Genomic DNA, 23721 nt, shown 5'->3' with positions numbered 1-23721 from the left:
ACACGCGGGAGGCGGGCACGGGCCGACGTCGCGACGGGCTCAGGCGGCGGTGGGCTCCGGCGCCGCCGCCAGCGCGGCCCGTGCCACCTCGACCAGGGCGGTGAACGCGACCGCGTCGTTGACCGCGAGGTCGGCCAGGATCTTGCGGTCGACTTCGACGCCGGACAGCTTCAGACCCTGCACGAAGCGGTTGTAGGTCAGACCGTTCGCCCGCGCCGCCGCGTTGATCCGAGTGATCCACAGCTGCCGGAAGTCGCCCTTGCGCGCGCGGCGGTCCCGGTAGGAGTAGGTCATCGAGTGGAGCATCTGCTCCTTGGCCTTGCGGTAGAGCCGCGAGCGCTGGCCCCGGTAGCCGCTGGCCTGCTCGAGGACCGTACGGCGCTTCTTCTGGGCGTTGACCGCCCGCTTCACGCGTGCCATGAGGGCACCTGTCTCCTTCGTTCGGGTGCGTCCGGCGGCCCGGGCCGGAGTCGGCCGCCAACGGCGGGCCGACCGCGACCGGCGGGCCCGCCGCAGTCGGGGCCGGAGTCGTCAGCGGGCCACGGTCAGCGGGCGAGCAGGCGCTTGACGCGTCGGTTGTCCGCCTTCGTCAACGGCACCACGCCATCCAGTCTGCGGGTGAGGCGGCTGGTCTTGTGCTCCAGGTAGTGGCGGCGGTTGGCCCGCTGGCGCAGCACCTTGCCGGAGCCGGTGACCCGGAACCGCTTGCTCGCACCGCTGTGGGACTTCTGTTTGGGCATGTTGACATCCTGACGGGTTACGTGGGTGATCGAACAACCGGCGTGGCGAGATCCGGAACCGGTGGCGGCGCCACCGCGCGGACTGCCCGCCCTCGAGTCAGACGTGGCCGGCCGGTTCCGGCACCCGCTGCGGCTTCGAGCCCTTGTGCGGGGCCATGACCATGGTCATGTTCCGGCCGTCCTGCTTGGGCTGAGCCTCGACATAACCAAGGTCGGCCACGTCGGCGGACAGCCGTTGGAGCAGGCGGATGCCGAGCTCGGGCCGGGACTGCTCCCGACCGCGGAACATGATCGTAATCTTGACCTTGTCGCCGGCCCGCAGGAAACGCACGACGTGACCCTTCTTGGTCTCGTAGTCGTGCGGATCGATCTTCGGCCGCAGCTTCATTTCCTTGATGACGGTCTGGACCTGGTTCTTCCGAGCCTCCCGACGCTTCTGGTCGGACTCGTACTTGAACTTTCCGTAGTCCATCAGCTTGCAGACCGGGGGACGAGCGGTCGGCGCGACCTCGACGARGTCGAGATCGACCTCCTGCGCCATACGCATGGCCTCACCGATCGAGACGATGCCGATCTGCTCACCCTCCGCGCCGACGAGGCGAACCTCGGGGACGCGAATCCGGTCGTTGATACGGGACTCTGTGCTGATGTGTTTCCTCCGTTGCTCGACGCGCGGGCATGACCTCACCGCAGCGGAGCACCGAGCCTGGTACACCAGGCTCCCGGCCGACGACCGCGGAAACGGCTCGGCCGACCGGCGACCCGGCCACCGCGGCCCCCAGCCGGAACTCCGGCCTGAGGACCTGCTGACGTCCCGGGGTGGCGACATCAGTGCTGACATCGGGTGGAGGGCRAACCCCCGCTTGGTCCTGCCGATCAGGCTCCGCGCCGTGCCCTGGCTGCCTGGAAACGGCAACGCCAGCGGACGGAACAAAACCAGCCGGCAGGCGGTCTGCGGCCCAGCGTAGCACCAGACCGGGCGACACGACGATCACATCATCGTCCGGGCGCTCCGAAAGGGCCGGCGGCGCTCACCTCGCGAACCGCACCGGCCATCGGCGCGTCGGGCGCAGGCCCCGCCCCAGATGGCGGCGCACCGCCTCGGCCTCCCGCGCGCTCACGAGCAGCACGGCCGGGCCCGAGGCCCGCTCCTGCTCCCGCGCCGGGGCCGGGGCCGGGGCCGGATCGGTGGCGAGCAGCCGGGACAACCGCCGGGCAAGCAACTCCCCGGACCGCGCGTCCGCATCTCCGCCCTGACGTACCGCGACGGCGAGCACCGGGCGTGGGGCGCCGGCACCCGGGAGGAGCAGTTCCGCCGGCCACACCTCGACCCGCTCAGTCACGGTCCGCAACGCCTCCCGAACCCGCCGCCGGGATAACGGACCATCCGGATCGGACGGACGGCGCAGGGCGGTCACCCTCAGCTTGTCGAGGTCCGCGGCTTCGGTCACGCGCGGCGTGTCGAGGGTTCCGGACGGCGCGTCGGAGCCGGATCCGCCGGGCACCGGCGCGGGACCGCCCGGGCCGACGTCCAGACTGGCCGAGCGCGGACCGGCCACGTCGATCACCACCGCTCCGAGCCCCAGCCGGACCGCCTCCGTGCAGGCGTCCACCGCGGCGACCGGAACCGGCCGGGCCGAGGAGCGCCAGGCGGTGAGCGCGCTGACGCTGGAGAAGATCGGTAGCGCGGTCGCGCCGGACGGGGTGCGCAGGGTCGTCAGCGCCATCTCGCTGGTCTTGTCCGCACCGGTGACGGCGTCGGCGGCGGTGAGCCGAGCCTCGACTCCGACGAAGACCCGGGCCTGGCGCAGCGCGGCGGTCAGAACGGCGGGGTCGACCGGGTTGGCGGCGAGCGCTCGGGTGAGCGACTCGTCGGCGCGGCCGTCATCGCCCTGACCAGACGGAGTCAGCAGATCGCGTGCCATTCTCGCCAGCCTAGGGCCCAGGCGGCGCGGCGGGCCGGTACCGGATCGGGTCCGTGGCGTTCACCATGGCCCGGACGGGCCCGGGCCATGGTTGAGGGCCCCGACCGGGGGCTGCGATGGCGGGCCGGGCCAGCACGGTGGCCGGTTGCGACCCGGGAAGCGGGGCGGTGGCGACCGCCCCGGCGAGACGCTGGAAGGCAAACCTGGTCCGGCGACGCAGGCGGTACCAGCTGATCGGACGGCTGTCGGCGAGCGCCGCGTCGAACGGCACCRGCACCGTCATGTAGGCCCGGTCCTCGAGATGTTCGAGACGCAGCCGCGCCCCGCGGCTCAACCGGGAGGGATACGTCTCGACGACGGCCACGATGACGGTGGCAGCGAGATCTGGCCGACCGGCCGCGGTCAACGCGCTCAACGCGTCGTCCGCACCGGCGATCTCCGTCTCGCCGGCCCGGATCGTCAACACGACGAGGTCCGCCCGCGCCAGCAGGGTGGYCGGCACCGGCTGGCTCCACCCCGGTGGGGCGTCCGCGACGACGACCGGATACCAGTGTCCGAGCAGGTCGAGTGCCCACGCCAGCTCCTCGGGAAGCAACCCCGGCCCGGTAAGATCACGCAGTCCGGCCAGCACCTCCAGGCCACCGGAGCCGTCGGAGGCGACAAACCGGCGCACGTCCTCCAACGAGGACACCGGTGGCCGCGCCGTGGCCAGCTCCCGCAACCCCACGCCCGGTGACATGAGGCCGACCCGGTGCGCAAGCAGCCCGGACTGGTCCGGGGATGCGTCCACGGCCATCACCCGATGACCGTGGTGCTCCGCGATCGCCAGTCCCAGACCCGCGGCGACCGTCGTCCGGCCGCCTCCGCCACCGAATCCCCCAACCAGCACCCGCCGCCCACCGGCCCGCGCCCGCGCGACCGACGAACCGCCCGTTCCCGCGACGGCCGGGACCACCGCCCGACCACCGGACGGCGTCACCGCGGCCACCGCCGCCCGGACGGGCAGGGAAGGGGCCAAGCCGGACCGCCGCGCCGGCAGGTTCGCGGGGACCGGGATGGACCAGGCTGGCTCCAGACCAGGCGTTTCGACCGCCTGTCGGCCGACCGTGGGTCCGCCCAAGGAGTCGGCGTCGGGCCACGCCTCCGGCACCGGCCAACCCGGGTCAGCCGCCGCGGACGGGGGAAGCCGCCCGGATACGGGCCCGGCACCGGGCGAGCCGTCGGGGGGCGGCGCGGTGGCGGCCCGGGAAACGGGGACGACCGGCGTTCCATCCGGGAGGTTCACCGGCTGCCCGGCCGCGGGGACCAGCACCGCGATGTTCTCCCAGGTCTCCCCGGGCGGCGGGACGGCCGGGAGCGGTGGGGAAACCGCCGGGGGCGGCGGCGCACCGGGCGGTGGATCCGGTGGCGTCGGGTACGGGTCCACCGGGTACGGATCCGGACCGGTCGGGTCCGGGTCCGGCGGCCCGGCCGCCGACGTCGCGGCGGCGAGGTCGGGCGTCCACCCCGCTCCGCCGGACACGGTGAGCGAGGCACCGGGCCAGGCGGAGCTCGGGCCGGGCGGCGCGGTCAATGGAAGGCCCACGGGGGGCGCGCTCCGGCCCGGCGGGAGCAGTGGCGCGGGCGGCGGGAGCAGTGGCGCGGGCGGCGGGGCCGGTGGCACGGGGGTGGGCGGCGGGGCTGCCGTGCTCCCGCGCCCCCCGGAGGGGCCCCCTGTCCGACCGGTAGCGGGCTCCGAACGGGTCCCGCCCGGACGTGATCGGGCGGGACGACGGGTAACCAGCGCGTTATGGGGCGCCTGAGGCTCGGTCAGTCGTAGGCCAAGCAGCGAGATGGGGCGCGCGTCCCCGCCACCACCCGGTTCGGTCGCGTCGGGATCCCGCCGGCCGGGGCCGGCCGCGACCCGTTCCCCGGCCTCCGGATTCCCCCCGACCGGGCCGGTCGACGCCGACGCCTCGTCACCGTTCCAACTCCCACCGTGACTTACCATCCGCGCCACCCCCGCCCCCATGTGTGCCGGCCGACGGGACCTCCGCCGATCCCACCGCGAAGTATGACGCCAGAGCGCAAGGGCACCGATACGACGTGAGACCACAGTCTCGTGTAACCGGCCGTCCCGACAAGAGCACCGGACTGATCGGGACAGCCGGAATCAGAGCCACGAGCAGCGAACACACGACCGGCACACCCGATCCACTTCGAATCGCCATGTGACGGCAACACCATACCGAGAGCATGTCACGCGGACGGATCGGCCTCGCACCGTGTGTGTGAACTCCTGATGCGGAACGTTTCGGTCGGTGACGGCGTGGGAGCTCAGCCGGCGAGTTCCAGATCGCGCAGCACCGCGGCGGTGTCCAGCGCGGCCAGGGTCGCCTCCCGGCCCTTGTCCTCGCTGGACCCGGGCAGCCCGGCGCGGTCCCGGGCCTGCTCGACGGTGTCGCAGGTGAGCACGCCGAAGCCGACGGGGACGCGGGCGTCGAGGGTGACGCGGGCGAGCCCCGCGGTGACGAACTGACAGACGTAGTCGAAGTGGGGGGTGCCGCCCCGGATGACGACACCGAGGGCGACGACGGCGTCATGCCGCGCAGCCAACGCGGCGGCGATCACGGGAAGCTCGACCGCACCGGAGACCCGCACGACGGCGGGTGCCGCCGCGAGGCCCGCGTCCTTCGCGGCGCGCAGCGCGCCAGCGAGCAGCGCATCGGTGATCTCGGCGTGCCACCGGGTGGCGACCACCGCCAACCGCATGCCCGCGACGGGCGGAAGCACCTCCGCGGGAGCCCCGAGGCCGCTCACAGACCCTCCCCCTCGGCACAGTCGACCCCGGCGGACGTACCCGGGCCCGCGACGGCCGTGCAGCCGGAGGTGACGGGTACCCTCGGCGCCCTCGGCGCCCCCGGGATCCAGCGCGAGCCGGCCGGCTCGTCCTCGCCCACGGCCCTAGGCAGATCGGACAGGCCGGGTGGACCCGGAAGGCCGGGCGGACCCGGAAGGCCGGGCGGACCGGGAATGCTGGGCAGACCGGGAATGCTGGGCAGACCGGGAATGACGTGTCCCATCCGGTCCCGCTTGGTGGTCAGGTAGCGCAGGTTCTCCGGCGTCTGGGTGACCGGCATCCCGATGAGTTCGACGATGCGCAGGCCGTAGCCCTCCAGCCCGRCCCGCTTCGTCGGATTGTTGGACAGCAGCCGGATGCCGCGCACGCCGAGGTCGACCAGGATCTGGGCCCCGGTGCCGTAGTCACGGGCGTCGGCCGGCAGACCCAGCGCGAGGTTGGCGTCGACGGTGTCGTGGCCGGCGTCCTGCAGCTGGTAGGCCCGCAGCTTGTGCATCAGGCCGATGCCCCGGCCCTCGTGGCCCCGCATGTAGAGCACCACTCCGCGTCCCTCGGTCGCGATTATGCGCAGTGCCGCGTCGAGCTGGGTTCCGCAGTCGCAGCGCCGGGAGCCGAAGACGTCCCCGGTGAGGCATTCGCTGTGCACCCGGACCAGCACGTCCGCGCCGTCACCGAGCTCGCCGCGGATCAGCGCGATGTGTTCGACGCCGTCGAGGATGTTGCGGAACCCGACCGCCCGGAACGCCCCGTAACGCGTCGGAAGCGACGCCTCCGCGACCCGCACCACCTGCTTCTCGGTCCGCCGACGGTAAGCGATGAGATCGGCGATGGAGATCAGCAGCAGCCCGTGCTCGCRGGCGAACTCGGCGAGCCGGGGAAGCCGGGYCATCGTCCCGTCGTCGTTCACGATCTCGCAGATCGCACCGGCCGGCCGCAGCCCGGCGAGCCGGGCCAGGTCGACCGCGGCCTCGGTGTGGCCGGGGCGGCGCAGCACCCCGCCGTCCTTGGCCCGCAGCGGGAAGATGTGGCCCGGCCGGCTCAGGTCGCCGGGCGTGGTCCGCGGGTCGGCCAGCAACCGGATGGTGCGGGCCCGGTCGGCGGCGGAGATCCCGGTGGAGACGCCGTCGCGGGCGTCCACGGTGATGGTGAACGCGGTGCCCATCCGCTCCGTGTTGTGCGGGACCATCTGGTCCAGTTCGAGCCGGTCGGTGTCGGCGGCGTCCATCGGCACGCAGATCACACCGGAGGTGTACCGCGTCATGAACGCGACCAGCTCGGGTGTCGCGGCCTCCGCCGCGAAGATCAGATCACCCTCGTTCTCCCGGTCGGCGTCGTCGACGACGACGAGCGGGCGGCCGGCGGCGATCTCGGCGAGCGCGTCCTCGATGGCGGCGAACCGCACGTCGGCGTAGCCGGCGGGAAGGGCACCGGCGGGAAGGGTGGCCGTCGAGGAGGCGCCGGCCGCGGATGTCGTCATCGGTGTCGTCCGTTCGGTTCGATGGGGCCGGCATGCAGCTTCTCGACGTACTTGGCCAGCACGTCGACCTCGATGTTGACCAGGGAACCCGGCGCACGGCGACCCAGCGTGGTCAGTTCGAGCGTGGTGGGGATCAGGCTGACCRTGAAGGTGGCCGGTGAGTCGCCACCGGCCGGCGAGATGTCGACGACGGTCAGGCTCACCCCGTCCACCGTCACCGAGCCCTTCGCCACGAGGTAGCGGTCGAGCCCCTCGGGGAGCGCGACGCGCACGAACTCCCAGCCCTCACCGGGCTGCCGGTCGAGGACCGTGCCGACGCCGTCGAYGTGCCCCTGGACCAGGTGGCCTCCCAGCCGGTCCGCCAGCCGGACGGGACGTTCGAGATTCACCCGGTCACCGACGGCGAGCTTCCCAAGAGAGGAACGCACCAGCGTCTCTCGCATCACGTCAGCAGTGAACGCCGACGGGCCGTCCGTTGTGCCGGGTGGGCCGGGTGGKCCGCCGGCCGTACCGGTCTCGGCGCCCCCGTCGAGCCCCGGGCGGGCGAAGGAAGTCACCGTGAGACAGACACCGTTGACGGCGATGGACGCGCCGTGACTCACATCACCCAGAACCGTCTGACAGGCGATGGTGAGTGCCGCCGACTCCGACCGCRCATCCACCGCGGTCACCACGCCAAGTTCTTCAACGATGCCGGTAAACATCCGACCCGTGCCCCTCGCTCCCGGGCACCCRCACCCTGGGCGAGGAAAAACCACGCGGGACCACGCCGGCACGCTCACGCCGACACGCGCCCGCGAGCGGTCAACGACCACCGCGGGCACTCGGCCCGCGCGCGTCCTCCCATCCGGACTTTCACCGTCGGTCCCGGAATTCCACCGGGTCAGCCGTCCCAGTACCTGCGGACGGGTCGCGGACTGTCACCGCCGGTTCGGAATTTCACCGACCCCGGAGCGCGCGTGCTGCTGGTTGTACTGCCTCAAGTCTGGCATATGAAGCCGCCGGACGCCGGTGAAGCCACCGGACGCGGTCACGCCGGCCCGACCGCCGAGCGTGGCGCGGGCGGGGACAGCCGGGGCRCCGCCCGCAGCGCCTGCTCACGCAGCCGCTCGACGGCCTGGCCCGGATCGGCCGCCCCGAAGACGGCCGTGCCGGCGACGAACACGTCCACACCCGCCACCGCGGCCCGCTCGATCGTCCCGGCGTTGACCCCGCCGTCGATCTGCAGCCACAGGTCCAGCCCACGGGCGTCGAGCAGGCGCCGGGCGGCCTCGATCTTCGGCAACACCTCGGTCATGAACGTCTGACCGCCGAAACCCGGCTCGATGGTCATCAGCAGCAGCAGGTCGAACCGGTGCAGGTCGTCGAGATAGTGCTCGACCGGGGTGTTCGGCTTCACAGCGAGGCCGGTGCGGGCCCCGGCCGCCCGGATCGCCCTGGTGGTGCGGGGCAGGTCGGACACGGCCTCGGCGTGAATGGTGACGTTCGCCGCGCCGCGCTCGGCGTACCCGGCCGCCCAGCGGTCGGGATCGTCGATCATGAGATGGCAGTCAAGCGGAGTATCCGTCACCGCGCGCAGGGCCGTCACCGTGTCCGGCGCGAACGCCAGGTTCGGGACGAAGTGGTAGTCCATCACGTCGACGTGCAGCCAGTCGGCCTGCCCCTCGACCGCCAGGGCCGCGTCGGCGATCCGGCCGAAGTCGGCGGCGAGCAGGCTGGGGTAGATCTGCGCGGTGGCCATTTCGCGAGGGTATCGGCTCCCGGGTCCGACGCCTCAGCTGTCGACCCGGCGCAGCAGGGCGACGAACATCGCATCCGTGCCATGGAGATGCGGCCAGAGCTGGACGAACGGGCCGTCACCGAGCCGGTCGACCTCCGGCAGGGTCAGGCGGGCATCGAGGATGGAGGTGTCGGCGCGTTGTCCGGCCACGCCACGCACCACCTCGACGGTCTCGGCCGGGTGCGGGGAACAGGTCGCGTACGCCACCACCCCGCCCGGGCGGACCAGGTCGAGCGCGGCGACGAGCAGCGCACGCTGGAGCGGGACGAGCGCGGCCACATCGGCCGAGGTCCGCCGCCACCGGGCCTCCGGCCGGCGCCGCAGTGCTCCGAGGCCGGTGCAGGGGACGTCGACCAGCACCCGGTCGGCTCCATCGGGCCGCAGCGGCACCGCCCGGCCGTCGGCGCGCACCGTCCAGGCCCGCGCCGCGTCGCCCAGGGACCGGGCCACCATGGCCGCCCGGGTCGCCCGGGGCTCGACCGCGATCAGGGCCGGCCTGTCCGGTGGACCCGGCCTGTCCGGCAGACCCGGCCCGTCCGATGGGGCGGAGCCGCCGAGCAGCGCGGCGAGCAGGGCCGCCTTCCCGCCGGGGCCCGCGCACAGGTCGACGGTCAGCCCGAGGTCACGGCCCACCGTCGCCGCGCGGGCCAGGGCCAGGGTGACGAGCTGGCTGCCCTCGTCCTGCACGGCGGCCGCGCCCGCGGCCACGGCGGGCAACCCCGCCGGGTCCCCGCCGTCGAGGCGTACCGCATACGGCGAGTAGGGGCCGACTCGGGCGGTCAGACCTGCCTGCGCGGCCTCGGCGAGCAGCCGGTCACGGTCGACCCGGCCCGGACGGGCGACCAGGTGTACCGCGGGTCGGACGTCGTCTGCCTCCAGCGCGGCGCGGGTCGCCGTGAGGTCGCCGGCCAGGGCCTCCGCGACGACCTCGACGATCCAGCGGGGATGCGTCGTCACGACCGCCAGGTGACCGACAGGGTCGACGTCGAACCGCGGTGCGGACAGCATCGTGGCGAGATCGCCGCCGGTCTCGGCCACCCGGGCGGCCACCCGACGCAGCACGGCGTTCGCGAAGCGGACCGGGCGCTCGCCACTCGTCGTGCGGACCAGCTCGACGGTGCTGGCCACGGCCGCGTGGGCCGGGACCCTGGTCCGCAGCAGCTGGTAGGCGCCCAGGCGCAGCGCGTCGCGCACCGGCGGGTCGATGGTGTGGACGGGTCGACTCGTCGCCGTGTCGAGCACCCCGTCGAGGGTGCCCTGCGCACGCAGGGAGCCGTAGGCGAGCTCCGTGACGAACCCGCGGTCCCGGGCGGACAGCCCGCTGCCCGCCAACAGGGACGGCAGCAGCAGGTTGGCGTAGGAGCCGCGCTCGTCCACCGCCCGCAGCACCTCCCAGGCCAGCAACCGCGGCCGGTCGACGCTTGACGCTGGCCGGGGCCCACGGGTGCCCGGCGAACCGGCCGATCTCACGACGTTCCTCCACTGACCGGCATCGCGCCGATCGCGCCGAGGGTCTCCCCCTTGGCGATCCGGACCCCGCGGGCCCAGGCCGCGGCCGCCATCGGGCCTCGCCCCTCGGGACGCACCTCACCGAGGAGCACCGGGCTCGTGCCCGTGCCGACCGCCACGTCCCCGCCGGGGAGCACCATGATCTGCCCCGCCGGCAGCCCCCCCGCCGGCAGCCCGGCGGGCAGCGCTACCGGCCCGGCCGGCCGACCGGACACCGCACCGAGGCGCACCGGACCGATCTTGAGCCGCCGGTCGCGAAACGTCGTCCAGGCTCCCGGCGCGGGAGTGGCGGCCCTCGCCAGCCGATCCACCGCGATCGCCGGCTTCGTCCAGTCGATCCGGGCCTCCTCGGCGGTCAGCTTCGGCGCGAAGGAGATCCCCTCGGCGGGCTGGGCCACGGGCCGCACCGTCCCGTCGGCGATGCCGTCCATCACCGCGACCAGCAGCCCGGCGCCGGCCTCGGCGAGCCGGTCCAGCAGGTCACCGKAGGTGTCCGTCGGCCGAACCCGCTCGGTGAGGACACCGTAGACCGGACCGGAGTCCATCGCCGGTTCGATCTGGAAGACGCTCGCGCCGGTCAGGTCGTCCCCGGCGAGCAGGGTGCGCTGCACCGGAGCCGCCCCGCGGTAGGCCGGCAGCAGGGAGAAGTGCAGGTTCACCCAACCGTGGCGGGGAATGGCGAGCGCCGCGGGCGGTAGCAACGCGCCGTAGGCCACCACCGGGCAGCAGTCGGGCGCGAGGCCAGCGAGCGTGGCCAGGAACTCCGGGTCCCGGGGCCGGTCCGGGCTGAGCACCGGGATGCCGGCCTCGTCGGCCAGGACGTGGACGGGGGGCGGCTTCACCTTCCGCCCCCGCCCGGAGGGCCGATCGGGCCGGGTGACAACCGCGACCACGTCATGGCGCGGGCTGTCGATCAACGCCCGCAGGCTGGGCAGAGCCACCGCCGGGGTACCGGCGAAAACAAGACGCATACGCGAAGCACCGATCCGTCGCGACGTCATTGCCGACGCCGTGACCGTCTCCGGGGGTCATCGATCCGAGGTGTCCGACCGGGCCGGGAGCATCCCGCCGTTCTCCGGCCGGGGAGTATGGGCTGACGTCCACAGGCCTGTCGCCGCCGACGACCGTACCCCGCCGACGCTCGGAGGTGGCGGACGGCCGCGGTCCGGACCGGGCCCGCGGCCGAAGATCATGATCCATGACGCGTACCCGGGCCGTGGTATGCGGGGCCACGCCATGCGGTGCGAACCAGACCATGCCGGCGCTACCCGAGGATCAGGGGATCGAGCTGGATCCGTAACCGGCCGGTGGTTCGCCGGGTCGCGAGGACGCCGCGAGCGGATCGCAGCGAGGCCGCGAGGGCCGCACCGCGCTCGCGCCGGACCCGGATCAGGACCCGTTCGATCTCCTCGGGGCCGGAGGTGGCGCCGTCGGGGCCGCGCCGCCCGGCACCCACGGCAGACGAATCGCCCTGGTTCGCGCCGTCGGGAACGGCCCGCGCGGACGGTGCGGGGGGCAGCGGTACCGGCCCGAGCACATCGGCGCCGTCGGGAAGCTCGACGGCGGCCAGCAGCTCCGCGACCGCCGCGGCGGTGCCCGCTACGGACGCCATCCGGGTCGCCGGCGGGAACCCCAGCTCCGCCCGCTCGTCGGCTTCCCGGGCAACGAACGTGCCGGGATCCCAACGGACGAGCGCCTGGACCGGCCCTAGTCCGGCATCGGCCGCGACGATGACCCGCCCCCCGCGAGCGGCGGGCCGGGCGAGCGCGGCGGCGGCGGTCCACCGGCGCAGAGTCTCCTCCCCCGCGCGCAGGTCGGGACGGCCCAGCAGAGCCCAGCCGTCGAGGAGCAGCACCGCCCCGTAGCCGCCGTCCGCCACGGGCTCCGCCCCCGGGGTCGAGATGACAAGGGCCGGTTCTGCGGGCACGGTGGCGAGCACCCCGCCCCGGCCGGAGGTGCGGACCGGAACGCCCGGAAAGGCCCGCCCCAGTTCCTCCGCCGTGCGACGATCTCCCGTTACCGAGGCGCGCAGCCGCGGGCCCGAACAGGACGGGCAGTGCCAGACCGCCGCGGCGACCGGACGGCCGCACCACCGGCAGGAGAGCGCACCGCCGCCCGCCGCCCGGCCCAGCGGCCCCTGACAGTGCGGGCACCGGGCGGGCCGTCGGCAGTCCGCGCAGGCCAGTGACGGCTGGTATCCCCTCCTCGGCACCTGGACCAGTACCGGCAGACCGGCCGCCAGCGCATCCCGGGCGGTCCGCACCGCGAGGGAGGGCAGCCTCGCCGCCCGGGCGGCGGGGTCACGGGCGTGTTCGAGGTCGGAGCCGGTGGCCTCGACCCGGGGAGCCAGCGCGCGCACCTGCTCCCGGGGCGGCACCACCGGGTGCGCCCACCCCGTGCGCACCAGCGCCTCGGCATCCGTCGACGGGCAGAACCCGCCGATCACGAGCGCGCACCCCTGGAGCCGGGAGCGCAGGACGGCGACGTCTCGGGCGTGCGGGTACGGGGCCAACGGCTCGGCATGCAGGTCGTCACCGTCATCCCACACCACCACCAGGCCAAGCTCGGCCACGGGCGCGAACATCGCCGCGCGGGTACCCACCACCGCCCGCGCCTGTCCGCGGCTGACCGCGAGGAACGCGCGATATCGCCGGGCCGGGCCGAGATCGGCCCGCAGTGCGACGGTGGTCTCCCGACCGACCGCGGCGACCATCGCCGCCTCGACCCGGTCGACATCACGATGATCGGGTACGACGACGAGTACGCCGCGACCGGACACCGCCGTGGCGGCGGCCGCGGCGGCGATCATCTCCGGCCAGGCGGGGCCGGGCGGGGCCCACCAGACCGCCCTTGGTGACCTGCCCGCCGCCAGGGCGGTGAGCAGCGACGGCCCCGTGGGATAGCGGCCCCACTCGCCGGGTTCCGGCGGCACGGCCTCAAGCCCCGGTGAGACAGCCGCAGGCCCCGGCGAAACGACCTCGGGCCTCGGTGAGGCGGCCTCCGCCCGGCCGTGGCGGGGAGGCACGGCGAGCCGGAGGACGTCGGCCAGCGTGCCGGCGTAACGATCGGCAACCGCGCGGGCGAGTTTCGCGACGGGCTCGGACAGCACAGGCTCCGGCGAGATCGACCGGGCCAGCGGCGCAAGCTGACCGGAATGGTCGGAACTCTCGCGACGCTCCAGCACGAACCCGTCGACCAGCCGGCCCGCGAACCGGACCCGGACCCGGGATCCCGGCACCGCCAGGTCAGCCAGGTCCGCCGGCACGAGGTAGTCGAAGGGACGGTCGAGATGGGCGAGCGCAGTGTCGACGGCAACCCGCGCCACCGGCAGCCGCGCGGCGAGCGGCCGCGGCGAACCGGAACCCGCGGAGCGCGAAACCCCCGACCGGGCACCCCCCGGCCCGGCCGCTGCCCGGCCGGCCGCTGCCCGGCCGACCTCTGCCCGGCCGACCTCTGCCCGGCCGACCTCTGACGGGCTGAGGCCGGGGAGGGTGCCGGGGTGCTCGGTCATGACGGCATTCGTACCAGCCGCCTACGACATCCTCCATCCCCGTTCCCTCGCCGGAACAGCGACCGGCGGGACAGGGGCCCCGGGAGGGGCCGGGGAGATCCCACGGGGGCCGAGGGAGGAGCGTCGGGTCAGCCCTTGACGGCGCGCTGGAGAGCCTCGGCGCGTGCGGTGGACYCCCAGGTGAAATCGAGCTCGGGGCGACCGAAGTGGCCGTAGGCGGCCGTCTGGGCGTAGACCGGCCGCAGCAGGTCCAGATCCCGGATGATCGCGGCGGGACGGAGGTCGAACACGCTCGTCACCGCGTCCTGGATCTGGATGTCCGGGACGGTTCCGGTGCCGAAGGTCTCCACGAACAGGCCGACCGGCTGCGCCTTGCCGATCGCGTACGCCACCTGGACCTCGCAGCGGCTGGCGAGACCCGCGGCGACGACGTTCTTGGCGACCCAGCGCATCGCGTACGCGGCGGAGCGGTCGACCTTGGATGGGTCCTTGCCGGAGAAGGCACCACCGCCGTGGCGGGCGTAACCGCCGTAGGTGTCGACGATGATCTTACGGCCGGTCAGGCCGGCGTCACCCATCGGGCCGCCGATCTCGAACCGGCCGGTCGGGTTGACCAGCAGCCGGCGACCCTCGGTGGCGATCTCGAGCAGGGCCAGCTCCGGCTCGACGACGTACTCGGCGATGTCCGGCGCGAGCAGGGTGTCCAGGTCGATGTCGGCGGCGTGCTGCGAGGAGACGACGACCGTGTCGAGCCGGGCCGGCTTCCCGTCGACGTACTCGATGGTCACCTGGGTCTTGCCGTCCGGGCGCAGGTAGCCGATCTGGCCCTCCTTGCGGACCGCGGACAGCCGCCTGGCGAGGCGGTGCGCCAGCGCGATCGGCAGCGGCATGAGCTCGGGGGTCTCGTCGCAGGCGAACCCGAACATCAGGCCCTGGTCGCCGGCGCCCTGCCGGTCGAACTCGTCGTCGGCGGAACCCTCGACGCGAGTCTCGTGCGCCGTGTCGACGCCCTGGGCGATGTCCGGGGACTGCGCGCCGATCGACACGCTGACGCCGCAGGACGCGCCGTCGAAGCCCTTCTTGGAGGAGTCGTAACCGATCTCCAGGATGCGCTCGCGGACGACGGAGGCGATGTCGACGTAGGTCTTCGTGGTGACCTCGCCGGCGACGTGGACCTGACCCGTCGTGATGAGCGTCTCCACGGCGACCCGGCTCTTCGGGTCATCCTTGATCATGGCATCGAGAATCGAGTCGCTGATCTGATCGGCGATCTTGTCCGGATGCCCCTCGGTGACGGACTCGGACGTGAACAGGCGCGTCGCCACTGGACTAACCCCCTGGGTGATCCGGCTGATTCCGACGAAGCTTACCGAGGTGCCGCGAGGGGTACACGTAGCGCCTCCGCGGGCGTTCCATCGGTCCGATCGGCCGTGAGGCCGACCACGAGGTCGAGGATCCGATGCGCGAGGAGGTCCTTGCTCGTGTGCTCGATCGCCGTCTCGCCACCGCGGGGGTCCAGTACCACGGCGGCGTTGTGTTCCACCTCGAATCCGAGGCCGGCGCCGACCTCGTTGACCACGAGCAGGTCGACCGGCTTGCGCGYCAGTTTGGCCCGGGCGTGGTCGAGTACCCCACCGCCGGGACCGCCGGTCTCGGCCGCGAAACCGACGAGGACCTGACGGGGCCGGCGGTTCGCCAGCAGCTCGGCCAACACGTCGGGATTCGCCACGAGCGGGATGGAGCCCGGGGCCRCGGACTCCTTCTTGATCTTGTAGGCCTGCGGCGCCCCGGGGCGGAAGTCAGCGACCGCGGCCGCCATGACGACCACGTCCGCCGAGGGCGCGACCTCGTGGACCCGATCGCGCAGCTGCGCCGCGGAGGTGACCGGGATCGTGCGGGCGCCGGCGACCTCGGGCAGCGCGACGTTCGCCGCCACCACCGTGACGGAGGCTCCCCGCACCACGGCAGCCCTGGCCACGGCGTACCCCTGACGGCCGCTCGAGGCGTTGCCGAGGAACCGGACGGGGTCGAGGTACTCCCGGGTGCCGCCGGCCGTGACCAGGACATGCCGGCCGGCAAGATCGGGCCGCACCCCGGCCGCACCCCGGGCCAGCACCGCCATGCCGAGCGCGGCGATCTCCGCTGGCTCTGGCAGGCGACCCGGACCCGAGTCGGCGCCGGTCAGCCGGCCCACCGCCGGCTCAACCACCACCGCTCCCCGCGCCCGCAGGGTCGCCACGTTCGCCCGGGTGGCCGGGTGCTGCCACATCTCGGTGTGCATCGCCGGCGCGTAGACGACCGGGCAGGTCGCCGTCAGCAGGGTGCCGGTGAGCAGGTCGTCGGCGCGCCCGGCGGCCGCGCGGGCCATCAGGTCCGCGGTGGCTGGCGCGACGAGGACGAGGTCGGCCTCGCGGCCGATCCGGACATGGGCGACCTCGTCCGCATCGTCCCACACGTCCGTGGTGACCGGGTTTCCCGACAGCGCAGCCCAAGTCGTCGCGCCGACGAACCGCAGCGCCGACGGCGTGGGCACCACCCGGACCTCGTGGCCGGACTCGGTGAACCGGCGGAGCACCTCCACCGCCTTGTAGGCGGCGATGCCGCCCGCCACACCGAGCACGACCCGGGGACGCCGAGGGTCGGACAACCCGGTGCCGGAGCGCTCCGCATCGGGCATCTCGGTCATCGTCCTACATCAGGAGACCGGCGGGAGGCTGTCGGCGACGGTCTCGTGGGTGAGCAGGCCGGCGTTGATCTCACGCAACGCGATCGACAGCGGCTTCTCCTGCGCGTTGGTCGTCTCGACCAGCGGGCCGACGTACTCCAGCAGACCCTCGCCGAGCTGCGAGTAGTAGGCGTTGATCTGACGAGCTCGCTTCGCCGCGTAGATGACCAGGCTGTACTTCGAGTCGGTCGCCTCGAGGAGCTCGTCGATGGGGGGGTTGGTGATGCCTTCGGGATGGGCGGCGGTACCGGCCACGATGTCCTTCCGGAATGGGACGTCCAAGGCGGCTGCGCCGTCCGGACAGTGCGGAGCGCAGGCTACGCGGGGGCAGGGCGGGCTGCGCGGAGGAGGCTGTACGGCATGTGGGCTGTACGGAGATGCCGGCTGCGCGGGCGACCGGTGGGCCGGACCTACGAGCCGATCATCAATGCTACCAAGCGGGCTGCCGCGGACCGCACGTCGTCGTTCACGATCACGTCGTCGAACTCCGTCTCGGCCGCGAGTTCGATGCGCGCCCGGTCCAGCCTGCGGGCGATGACCTCGGGTGACTCGGTCCCCCGACCGGTCAGCCGACGGACGAGCTCGTCGAAGGTGGGCGGGGCGAGGAAGACGAAACGGGCCTGTGGCATCGCCGAGCGCACCTGCCGGGCGCCCAGCAGCTCGATCTCCARCAGGCAGGGCACACCCGCGGCGAGCCTTTCGAGAAGCGGACGGCGGGGGGTGCCGTAGGCGTGTCCGGCAAACATCGCGTGCTCGACGAACTCCCCGGCCTTGACCATCCGGGCGAACTCCTCGGCGTCGACGAAGTGGTACTCGACACCGTCAGTCTCACCCGGACGCGGTGGCCGCGTGGTGGCGCTGACCGAGACCCAGACCTCGGGGTGACGTTCCCGGACTGCCGCGACGACGGTGTCCTTCCCGACTCCGGACGGCCCGGACAGCACTGTAAGACCCATGGGCACCACGATAGGACCTCTCAGTCAGTCGGCGCGCACCCGGTCATCAGTCCCCAGAGGACACGAGGACGGGACTGGTTTCCCGGGGACGGCCGGATCGGGGGAGGTTAAAGAAATGCCGCCCCCCGATCCGACCGGAAGGAAGGGCAACATCGCCGGAAGAATGTGAGTGACGCCACCCTCCCGTCAACGCCGCTACCCGCCGTAACCATGATCCGGGCTGGCGGAGTGGTTTTCCCACTCCACCGGATCAGGCCATGCCGAACTCCTCGAGGAGTGCGGCACGCTGCTTGGCGCCGAGTCCTCGCAGTCGGCGGGTCGGACTGATCCCGAGCCGTTCCCGGATCTTCTGGGCGCGTACGCGCCCCACTCCGGGAAGCGACTCAAGAACAGCCGAAACCTTCATCTTGCCGACGACCTCATCAGCCTCGGCCTGTTCCAGGACGGCGGCCAGCGTGGTCTCCGCCTTCTTCAACCGCTCCTTGAGTTCCGCACGCTGCTTACGAGCCAACGCTGCTTTCTCGAGGGCGGCGGCCCTCTGYTCGGGCGTTAGGGGCGGCAGGGGCACGGGTACGCCTCCTCAATTCGGTGATCGCGCCGCGCAAACTAGCGAGGAAGGGACTCCTYAGTCCAGCCTTGGCCATAACACTCTGATGCGAACATATTGTCAGCACAAGAGAAGGCTTTGACGGACGAAAGGGGTGGCCCACTCGTGCCGCACCCTTTCGGTCTACGGCGGCCCCACCGTACCGCTTCGTACCGCACCAGGACGAACACACCCTGGTCCCATCGGCGTCACAGCAGGTCAGCAGCCCTGCCGGCAGCGCTGAGACCTGCGGCGATGGCCCTCGCGGCGACCCCGGGGTCGGGCGCACCGGTGATCGGGCGACCCACCACGACCAGGTCAGAACCCCCCACAAGGGCAGCTTCCGGCGTCGCGGTTCGGGCCTGATCGCCGGTTTCCGACCCCGCCGGTCGCACGCCTGGAGTGATGAGAGTCACATTGCTACCAAGCTCCATACGGACCATTCGAACCTCCCGCGGACTGCACACCAGGGTGCGCGCACCGGCTTCGACCGCAAGCACGGCGAGCCTGCGGACGGCGTCGGAAGGGGGTCCGGCGAGCCCGATCGCGCTGAGCGCCGCCACATCCAGCGAGGTGAGTACGGTCACGACGGCTACCTCGACATCCGGGGCCGCCTCGATCGCCGCACGTATCATCGCCGCCCCCCCAGCCGCATGCACGGTCACGAAACGAGGGCCCAACGGGGTGATTGAGCGCATTCCCCCGGCGACCGTGGCGGGAATGTCGTGCAGTTTGAGATCGAGGAACAACTCCGGGGCACTCCCGGTGCCGCCCGCGGCGACCGCCGCGCCGCCGGCCCCGGCGAGCACGCCGGCCGCGCGCAGCGCCGTCACGATTGCCGGGCCCTCCCGGTAGAACAGCTCCAGACCGATCTTCAGCACGGCCACGGTGGGGGCGACCGCGGCGGCCCAGCGCAGCGCGGTCGCGGCGTCCGGGGCATCCAGCGCGACCGCCAGCGGCGCCCGGCCCCGCGGCGGGGTGAAGCGGGGCGCGGCCGCGCTCCTCCCGCCGGAGCTCCTCCGGCCGGCGCTCATCCGCTCCTCCTGGCCGCCGGTCCGAACACGGCGGACTCAGGCGCCGCGGACTCAGACGCCGCGGACTCAGACGCCGCGGACTCAGACGCCGCAGAGCCGGAGGATTCGGGCGGCGAGCCGCCCGGTTGTCCCCCGCCCCACGCCTGCCGCAGCGCCGCGTGGTATTCCTGCAACGATCGGACCCCCAGCTCCCCCCGTACCAGCGCTTCCACGCCCTGCACGCAGGCCGCCGCACCCTGGATCGTGGTGATGCACGGAACCCCGGCACTCACGCAGGCTGTGCGGATCTCATAGCCGTCCAGGCGCGGGCCGACGCCCCACGGGGTGTTGATGACGAGGTCGATCTGCCCGGATGTGATCATCTCGACACAGTCGAGTAGCCCCTCGGTGGGGGCCCAGTGCTTGCCGAGGACGACCGCCTTGACCCCGTTGCGCCGCAACACGTCCGCGGTCCCCTCGGTGGCGTAGACGACGAAACCGAGATCCGCGAGCCGCTTGATCGGAAAAACCATCGCCCGTTTGTCCCGGTTGGCCACGGAGACGAACACCCGGCCGTAGGTGGGCAGCGAGGCGTACGCGGCGGCCTGGGACTTGGCGTACGCMGTGCCGAAGCCGTCGTCGATGCCCATCACCTCACCGGTCGACTTCATCTCCGGCCCGAGGACGGTGTCGACGCCGCGGCCACCGGCGTCACGGAAGCGCCCGAAGGGCAGCACGGCCTCCTTGACCGAGATGTGCGAGTCCAGCGGCAGGGTGCCACCGTCVCCGGAGCGCGGCAGCAGGCCCTCGGCCCGCAGCTCGTCGATGGTCGCGCCGAGCATCACCCGGGCGGCGGCCTTGGCCAGCGGCACCGTGGTGGCCTTGGAGACGAACGGCACGGTCCGCKACGCCCGGGGATTGGCCTCCAGGACGTAGAGCACATCGGACTGCAGGGCGTACTGGACGTTGAGCAGACCCCGCACCCCGACGCCCTTCGCGATCGCCTCGGTGGACGTCCGGATACGGTCGAGCTCCGAACGGCCCAGCGTGATCGGCGGCAGGGCGCAGGCCGAGTCGCCCGAGTGGACCCCGGCCTCCTCGATGTGCTCCATCACCCCGGCGAGGTAGAGCGTCTCCCCGTCGTAGAGGGCGTCAACGTCGATCTCCACCGCGTCGTCGAGGAACCGGTCGACGAGCACCGGATGTTCCGGGGAGATGGCGGTGGCCCGATCGATGTAGTCGCGCAGCATCGTGTCGTCGTAGACGATCTCCATGCCACGCCCGCCGAGCACGTAGGACGGCCGCACCAGCACCGGGTACCCGATCCGCTCGGCCACCGTGCGCGCCTCGGCGAAGGAGGTCGCCACCCCGTGCGGCGGCGAGGGCAGGCCCGCCCGGGCCAGCACACGCCCGAACAGCCCACGGTCCTCGGCCAGATGGATCGCCTTGGGCGGGGTGCCCACGACGGGCACGCCCGCCTCGGCGAGCGCCGCGGCGATGCCGAGGGGGGTCTGCCCGCCGAGCTGGACGATTACCCCGGCGAGCGGCCCGGCCTGCTGCTCGGCGTGGACGACCTCAAGCACGTCCTCGACCGTCAACGGCTCGACGTAGAGCCGGTCGGCGGTGTCGTAATCGGTGGACACCGTCTCCGGGTTGCAGTTGACCATGACGGTCTCATAGCCGGCGTCGGAAAGCGCCATCACCGCATGACAACAGGCGTAGTCGAACTCGATGCCCTGGCCGATGCGGTTGGGCCCGCTGCCGAGCACGATCACCCGCGGCCGTTTGCTCGGCGCGACCTCGGTCTCGGCGTCGTAGGCGGAGTAGTGGTACGGGGTCTCGGAGGCGAACTCCGCCGCGCAGGTGTCGACGGTCTTGAACACCGGCCGGATGCCGGTGCGGTGGCGGAACGCCCGGACCACGTCCTCGGAGGTGCCGAGGATCTCGGCGAGCTGGACGTCGGAGAACCCGGCTCGCTTGGCCCGCCGGATGCCCGCCGGATTGCGGCTGATCATCGCCGCGGTCTCGTTGAGGAAGACGAGCTGGTCGACGAACCACGGGTCGATCCCGGTGACCCGGGTGACCTCGTCGGGATCCGCGCCGGCAAGCAGCGCCTGCTGGACGGTACGCAACCGGCCGTCGTGGGGAACCCGCGCGGCTTCCAGCAGGTCGGCGGCGTCCGCCTCGGGCGGGACGAAGGAGAACACCGAGCCCGGGGCCTCCATCGAGCGCAGCGCCTTCTGCAGCGCCTCGGCGAAGCTGCGGCCAACCCCCATCGCCTCGCCGACRGACTTCATCGTCGTCGTGAGCGTCGGGTCGGCACCGGGGAACTTCTCGAACGCGAACCGCGGCACCTTCACCACGACGTAGTCCAGCGCCGGCTCGAAGGCCGCGGGCGTGGTGCGGGTGATGTCGTTGGGGATCTCGTCAAGGGTGTATCCGAGCGCGAGCTTCGCCGAGATCTTCGCGATCGGGAAGCCGGTCGCCTTCGACGCCAGCGCCGAGGACCGCGACACCCGGGGGTTCATCTCGATGACCACCTGCCGGCCCGTCGCAGGGTCGACGGCGAACTGGATGTTGCAGCCGCCGGCGTCGACGCCGACGGCCCGCATCACCGCGATCGCCATGTCCCGCATGCGCTGGTACTCGCGGTCGGTCAGGGTCATCGCCGGCGCCACCGTGATCGAGTCGCCGGTGTGCACCCCCATCGGGTCGACGTTCTCGATCGAGCAGACCACGACCACGTTGTCCGCGCGGTCGCGCATCAGCTCGAGCTCGTACTCCTTCCAGCCGAGGACCGACTCCTCCACCAGCACCTCGGTCGACGGGCTCGCGGCCAGTCCGTCCGCCGCCATCCGGCGCAACTCGCCGGAATCATGGGCGAAGCCGCTGCCGGCGCCGCCGAGGGTGAAGCTGGGTCGCACGACCACCGGGTAGGAGAACTCCTCCCCGGCGGTCAGGCACTCGGCGACGGTGTGGCAGATGGCGCTGCGCGCGGTCTCGCCGCCGACCGCGGCGACGATGTCCTTGAACGCCTGACGGTCCTCCCCGGCGCGGATCGCGTCGATATTCGCGCCGATCAGACGGACCTCGAAGCGGTCCAGGACACCGGCGTCGTGCAGGGCGACGGCGGTGTTCAGCGCGGTCTGGCCACCCATGGTGGCCAGGATCGCGTCGGGCCGCTCCCGTTCGATGATCTTCGCGACGATGTCCGAGGTGATCGGCTCGACGTAGGTCGCGTCCGCGATCTMCGGATCGGTCATGATTGTCGCCGGGTTGCTGTTGACCAGGATGACCCGCAGGCCCTCCGCGCGCAGCACCCGGCAGGCCTGGGTACCCGAGTAGTCGAACTCGCACGCCTGGCCGATCACGATCGGCCCGGAGCCGAGGACCAGGACGCTGCTCAGATCCTCATGCTTCGGCATGACCGGCCTCCCGCACAGATCGCTCACTCCGCTCCCGGCCACCCTCCCGGGTGTCCGCCATCAAAGCGCGGAACCGCTCGAACAACGGGGAGGCATCATGCGGCCCCGGCGCGGYCTCCGGATGGAACTGCACGCTGAAGGCCGGCACGTCCAGACACTCCAATCCCTCGACGACGTTGTCGTTGAGGCCGCGGTGGCTGACCACCACCCGGCCGAACGGGGTGTCGGTCACCCCGGTGAGCGGCGCCCGCACGGCGAAGCCGTGGTTCTGGCTGGTGACCGCGATCCGCCCGGTCGCCATATCCCCGACCGGCTGGTTCACGCCGCGGTGGCCGTAGGTGAGCTTGTACGTCTCGAAGCCAAGAGCGCGGGCCAGCAGCTGGTGCCCGAAACAGATCCCGAACACCGGGACACCGGCCCGCRGCACCGTCCGCAGCGCGTCAACCGCATAGTCCGCCGCCGCCGGATCGCCGGGACCGTTCGACAGGAACACCCCGTCCGGTTCCAGCGCCAGCAGCTGTTCGCCGGTGGTGCGGGCCGGCAGCACATGCACCTCGCAGCCCAGCGCGGCCATGGCGGCCGGCGTCGCGCGCTTGATGCCGAGATCGAGCGCGGCGACCTTGAACAGCGCGGCGCCCGCCACCGCCTCCACCACATAGGGGGTAGGGGTGGAGACCCGGGGCGCGAGATCCGCGCCGAGCATCTCCGGGGAGGCGCGGACCCGGTCGAGCAGGGCGTCGAGCGCCGCCGCCCGCTCGCCGTCCGCGCCGGAACCCGGGCCCGGGCCGACCGGGCCACCGTCGGCGTCGGCGTCGGCGTCGGCGTCGAGCACGCTGCTGATCCCGCACCGCATCGAGCCGAGCTCACGCAGGTGACGGGTCAGCGCCCGGGTGTCGATCCCGCTGATCCCCACCACACCGGCCGCGGCCAGCTCGTCGTCGAGCGTGCCCCGGGCGCGCCAGTTGGAGGCCCGCCGGGCGGGGTCACGCACGACGAACCCGGCGACCTGGATCCGCTCGGACTCGTAGTCCTCGTCGTTGACGCCGGTGTTGCCGATGTGCGGGGCGGTCATGATGACGACTTGGCCGTGGAACGACGGATCGCTCAGCGTCTCCTGGTAGCCGGTCATCCCGGTGGAGAACACGGCCTCGCCGAAGGTCTCGCCGATCGCCCCGTACGCCTCGCCGACGAAGCTGCGACCGTCCTCCAGCATCAGGACCGCTCGCGTCGGCGTC

At 72.8% G+C, this 23721-nt stretch carries 20 protein-coding genes and 1 riboswitch; all 20 genes read right to left on the bottom strand.

Annotated features, from left to right (window positions below; translation table 11 throughout):
• Positions 1–39: 39 nt before the first annotated feature.
• Positions 40–420, bottom strand: a complete 381-nt coding sequence (gene rplT, locus Manayef4_RS12595) for a 50S ribosomal protein L20 (RefSeq protein WP_011437565.1) — start codon at positions 418–420, stop codon at positions 40–42.
• 125 nt (positions 421–545) lie between these two features.
• On the bottom strand, positions 546–740 hold the full coding sequence (rpmI, locus tag Manayef4_RS12590; RefSeq protein WP_011437566.1) for a 50S ribosomal protein L35: 195 nt from the start codon (positions 738–740) through the stop codon (positions 546–548).
• Positions 741–837: 97 nt separating this feature from the next.
• The gene (gene infC, locus Manayef4_RS12585) at positions 838–1428 is read right to left on the bottom strand and encodes a translation initiation factor IF-3 (protein ID WP_083282430.1); all 591 of its coding nucleotides are present in this window, start codon (positions 1426–1428) and stop codon (positions 838–840) included.
• Positions 1429–1771: 343 nt separating this feature from the next.
• Complete coding sequence (locus tag Manayef4_RS12580; RefSeq protein WP_011437568.1) at positions 1772–2665, bottom strand: SseB family protein; 894 nt, start codon at positions 2663–2665, stop codon at positions 1772–1774.
• 10 nt (positions 2666–2675) lie between these two features.
• The gene (locus tag Manayef4_RS24215; protein WP_175443376.1) at positions 2676–4250 is read right to left on the bottom strand and encodes a hypothetical protein; all 1575 of its coding nucleotides are present in this window, start codon (positions 4248–4250) and stop codon (positions 2676–2678) included.
• Between the two features lie 731 nt (positions 4251–4981).
• Positions 4982–5464: a 6,7-dimethyl-8-ribityllumazine synthase gene (gene ribH / locus Manayef4_RS12570; RefSeq protein WP_011437570.1), complete on the bottom strand. Its 483-nt coding sequence runs from the start codon at positions 5462–5464 to the stop codon at positions 4982–4984.
• Positions 5461–6981 carry a bifunctional 3,4-dihydroxy-2-butanone-4-phosphate synthase/GTP cyclohydrolase II gene (locus Manayef4_RS12565; protein ID WP_070131718.1) on the bottom strand — a complete coding sequence of 507 codons (1521 nt, stop codon included), beginning with the start codon at positions 6979–6981 and terminating at the stop codon, positions 5461–5463. The genes ribH and Manayef4_RS12565 overlap by 4 nt, the downstream gene beginning before the upstream one ends.
• Entirely contained in the window at positions 6978–7685 is a 708-nt protein-coding gene (locus Manayef4_RS12560) for a riboflavin synthase (protein WP_070131717.1), read from the bottom strand. Before Manayef4_RS12560 ends, Manayef4_RS12565 begins: the two co-directional genes overlap by 4 nt.
• Before the next feature lie 127 nt (positions 7686–7812).
• A riboswitch (FMN riboswitch) is annotated at positions 7813–7942 on the bottom strand.
• Between the two features lie 69 nt (positions 7943–8011).
• Positions 8012–8722 (bottom strand): ribulose-phosphate 3-epimerase, encoded by a 711-nt coding sequence (gene rpe, locus Manayef4_RS12555; protein WP_070131716.1) that lies wholly within the window; start codon positions 8720–8722, stop codon positions 8012–8014.
• 33 nt (positions 8723–8755) lie between these two features.
• Positions 8756–10231, bottom strand: a complete 1476-nt coding sequence (locus tag Manayef4_RS12550; RefSeq protein ID WP_011437574.1) for a transcription antitermination factor NusB — start codon at positions 10229–10231, stop codon at positions 8756–8758.
• On the bottom strand, positions 10228–11241 hold the full coding sequence (gene fmt, locus Manayef4_RS12545) for a methionyl-tRNA formyltransferase (protein ID WP_070131715.1): 1014 nt from the start codon (positions 11239–11241) through the stop codon (positions 10228–10230). The genes Manayef4_RS12550 and fmt overlap by 4 nt, the downstream gene beginning before the upstream one ends.
• Before the next feature lie 293 nt (positions 11242–11534).
• Positions 11535–13781, bottom strand: a complete 2247-nt coding sequence (locus Manayef4_RS12540; RefSeq protein WP_023841499.1) for a primosomal protein N' — start codon at positions 13779–13781, stop codon at positions 11535–11537.
• A 128-nt stretch (positions 13782–13909) separates the two neighbouring features.
• Complete coding sequence (gene metK / locus Manayef4_RS12535) at positions 13910–15106, bottom strand: methionine adenosyltransferase (RefSeq protein ID WP_070131714.1); 1197 nt, start codon at positions 15104–15106, stop codon at positions 13910–13912.
• 41 nt (positions 15107–15147) lie between these two features.
• Complete coding sequence (gene coaBC, locus Manayef4_RS12530; RefSeq protein ID WP_139140077.1) at positions 15148–16458, bottom strand: bifunctional phosphopantothenoylcysteine decarboxylase/phosphopantothenate--cysteine ligase CoaBC; 1311 nt, start codon at positions 16456–16458, stop codon at positions 15148–15150.
• Positions 16459–16476: 18 nt separating this feature from the next.
• On the bottom strand, positions 16477–16761 hold the full coding sequence (gene rpoZ, locus Manayef4_RS12525) for a DNA-directed RNA polymerase subunit omega (RefSeq protein ID WP_023841498.1): 285 nt from the start codon (positions 16759–16761) through the stop codon (positions 16477–16479).
• Positions 16762–16916: 155 nt separating this feature from the next.
• A complete protein-coding gene (gene gmk / locus Manayef4_RS12520; RefSeq protein WP_035733409.1) occupies positions 16917–17462 on the bottom strand; it encodes a guanylate kinase in 546 nt (181 codons plus the stop codon).
• A 250-nt stretch (positions 17463–17712) separates the two neighbouring features.
• On the bottom strand, positions 17713–18030 hold the full coding sequence (mihF, locus tag Manayef4_RS12515; protein ID WP_011437581.1) for an integration host factor, actinobacterial type: 318 nt from the start codon (positions 18028–18030) through the stop codon (positions 17713–17715).
• 227 nt (positions 18031–18257) lie between these two features.
• Positions 18258–19082 carry an orotidine-5'-phosphate decarboxylase gene (gene pyrF / locus Manayef4_RS12510; protein ID WP_011437582.1) on the bottom strand — a complete coding sequence of 275 codons (825 nt, stop codon included), beginning with the start codon at positions 19080–19082 and terminating at the stop codon, positions 18258–18260.
• Complete coding sequence (gene carB / locus Manayef4_RS12505) at positions 19079–22486, bottom strand: carbamoyl-phosphate synthase large subunit (protein WP_070131712.1); 3408 nt, start codon at positions 22484–22486, stop codon at positions 19079–19081. The genes pyrF and carB overlap by 4 nt, the downstream gene beginning before the upstream one ends.
• A complete protein-coding gene (carA, locus tag Manayef4_RS12500) occupies positions 22473–23699 on the bottom strand; it encodes a glutamine-hydrolyzing carbamoyl-phosphate synthase small subunit (protein WP_175443377.1) in 1227 nt (408 codons plus the stop codon). Before carA ends, carB begins: the two co-directional genes overlap by 14 nt.
• Positions 23700–23721: the final 22 nt, after the last annotated feature.

Origin of the sequence: Frankia sp. CgMI4, assembly GCF_001756285.1 — a bacterium.
Classification (GTDB): Bacteria; Actinomycetota; Actinomycetes; order Frankiales; family Frankiaceae; genus Frankia; species Frankia casuarinae.
The sequence above is the reverse complement of the archived record's forward strand: the minus strand, read 5'-3'. Positions and strand labels throughout refer to the sequence as shown.

Excerpts from the sequence above, each read along its gene's own strand:
- rplT (WP_011437565.1), bottom strand. The coding sequence starts at position 420 with ATGGCACGCGTGAAGCGGGCGGTCAACGCCCAGAAGAAGCGCCGTACG.
- rpmI (WP_011437566.1), bottom strand. The coding sequence starts at position 740 with ATGCCCAAACAGAAGTCCCACAGCGGTGCGAGCAAGCGGTTCCGGGTC.
- Manayef4_RS12580 (WP_011437568.1), bottom strand. The coding sequence starts at position 2,665 with ATGGCACGCGATCTGCTGACTCCGTCTGGTCAGGGCGATGACGGCCGC.
- Manayef4_RS12540 (WP_023841499.1), bottom strand. The coding sequence starts at position 13,781 with ATGACCGAGCACCCCGGCACCCTCCCCGGCCTCAGCCCGTCAGAGGTC.
- pyrF (WP_011437582.1), bottom strand. The coding sequence starts at position 19,082 with ATGAGCGCCGGCCGGAGGAGCTCCGGCGGGAGGAGCGCGGCCGCGCCC.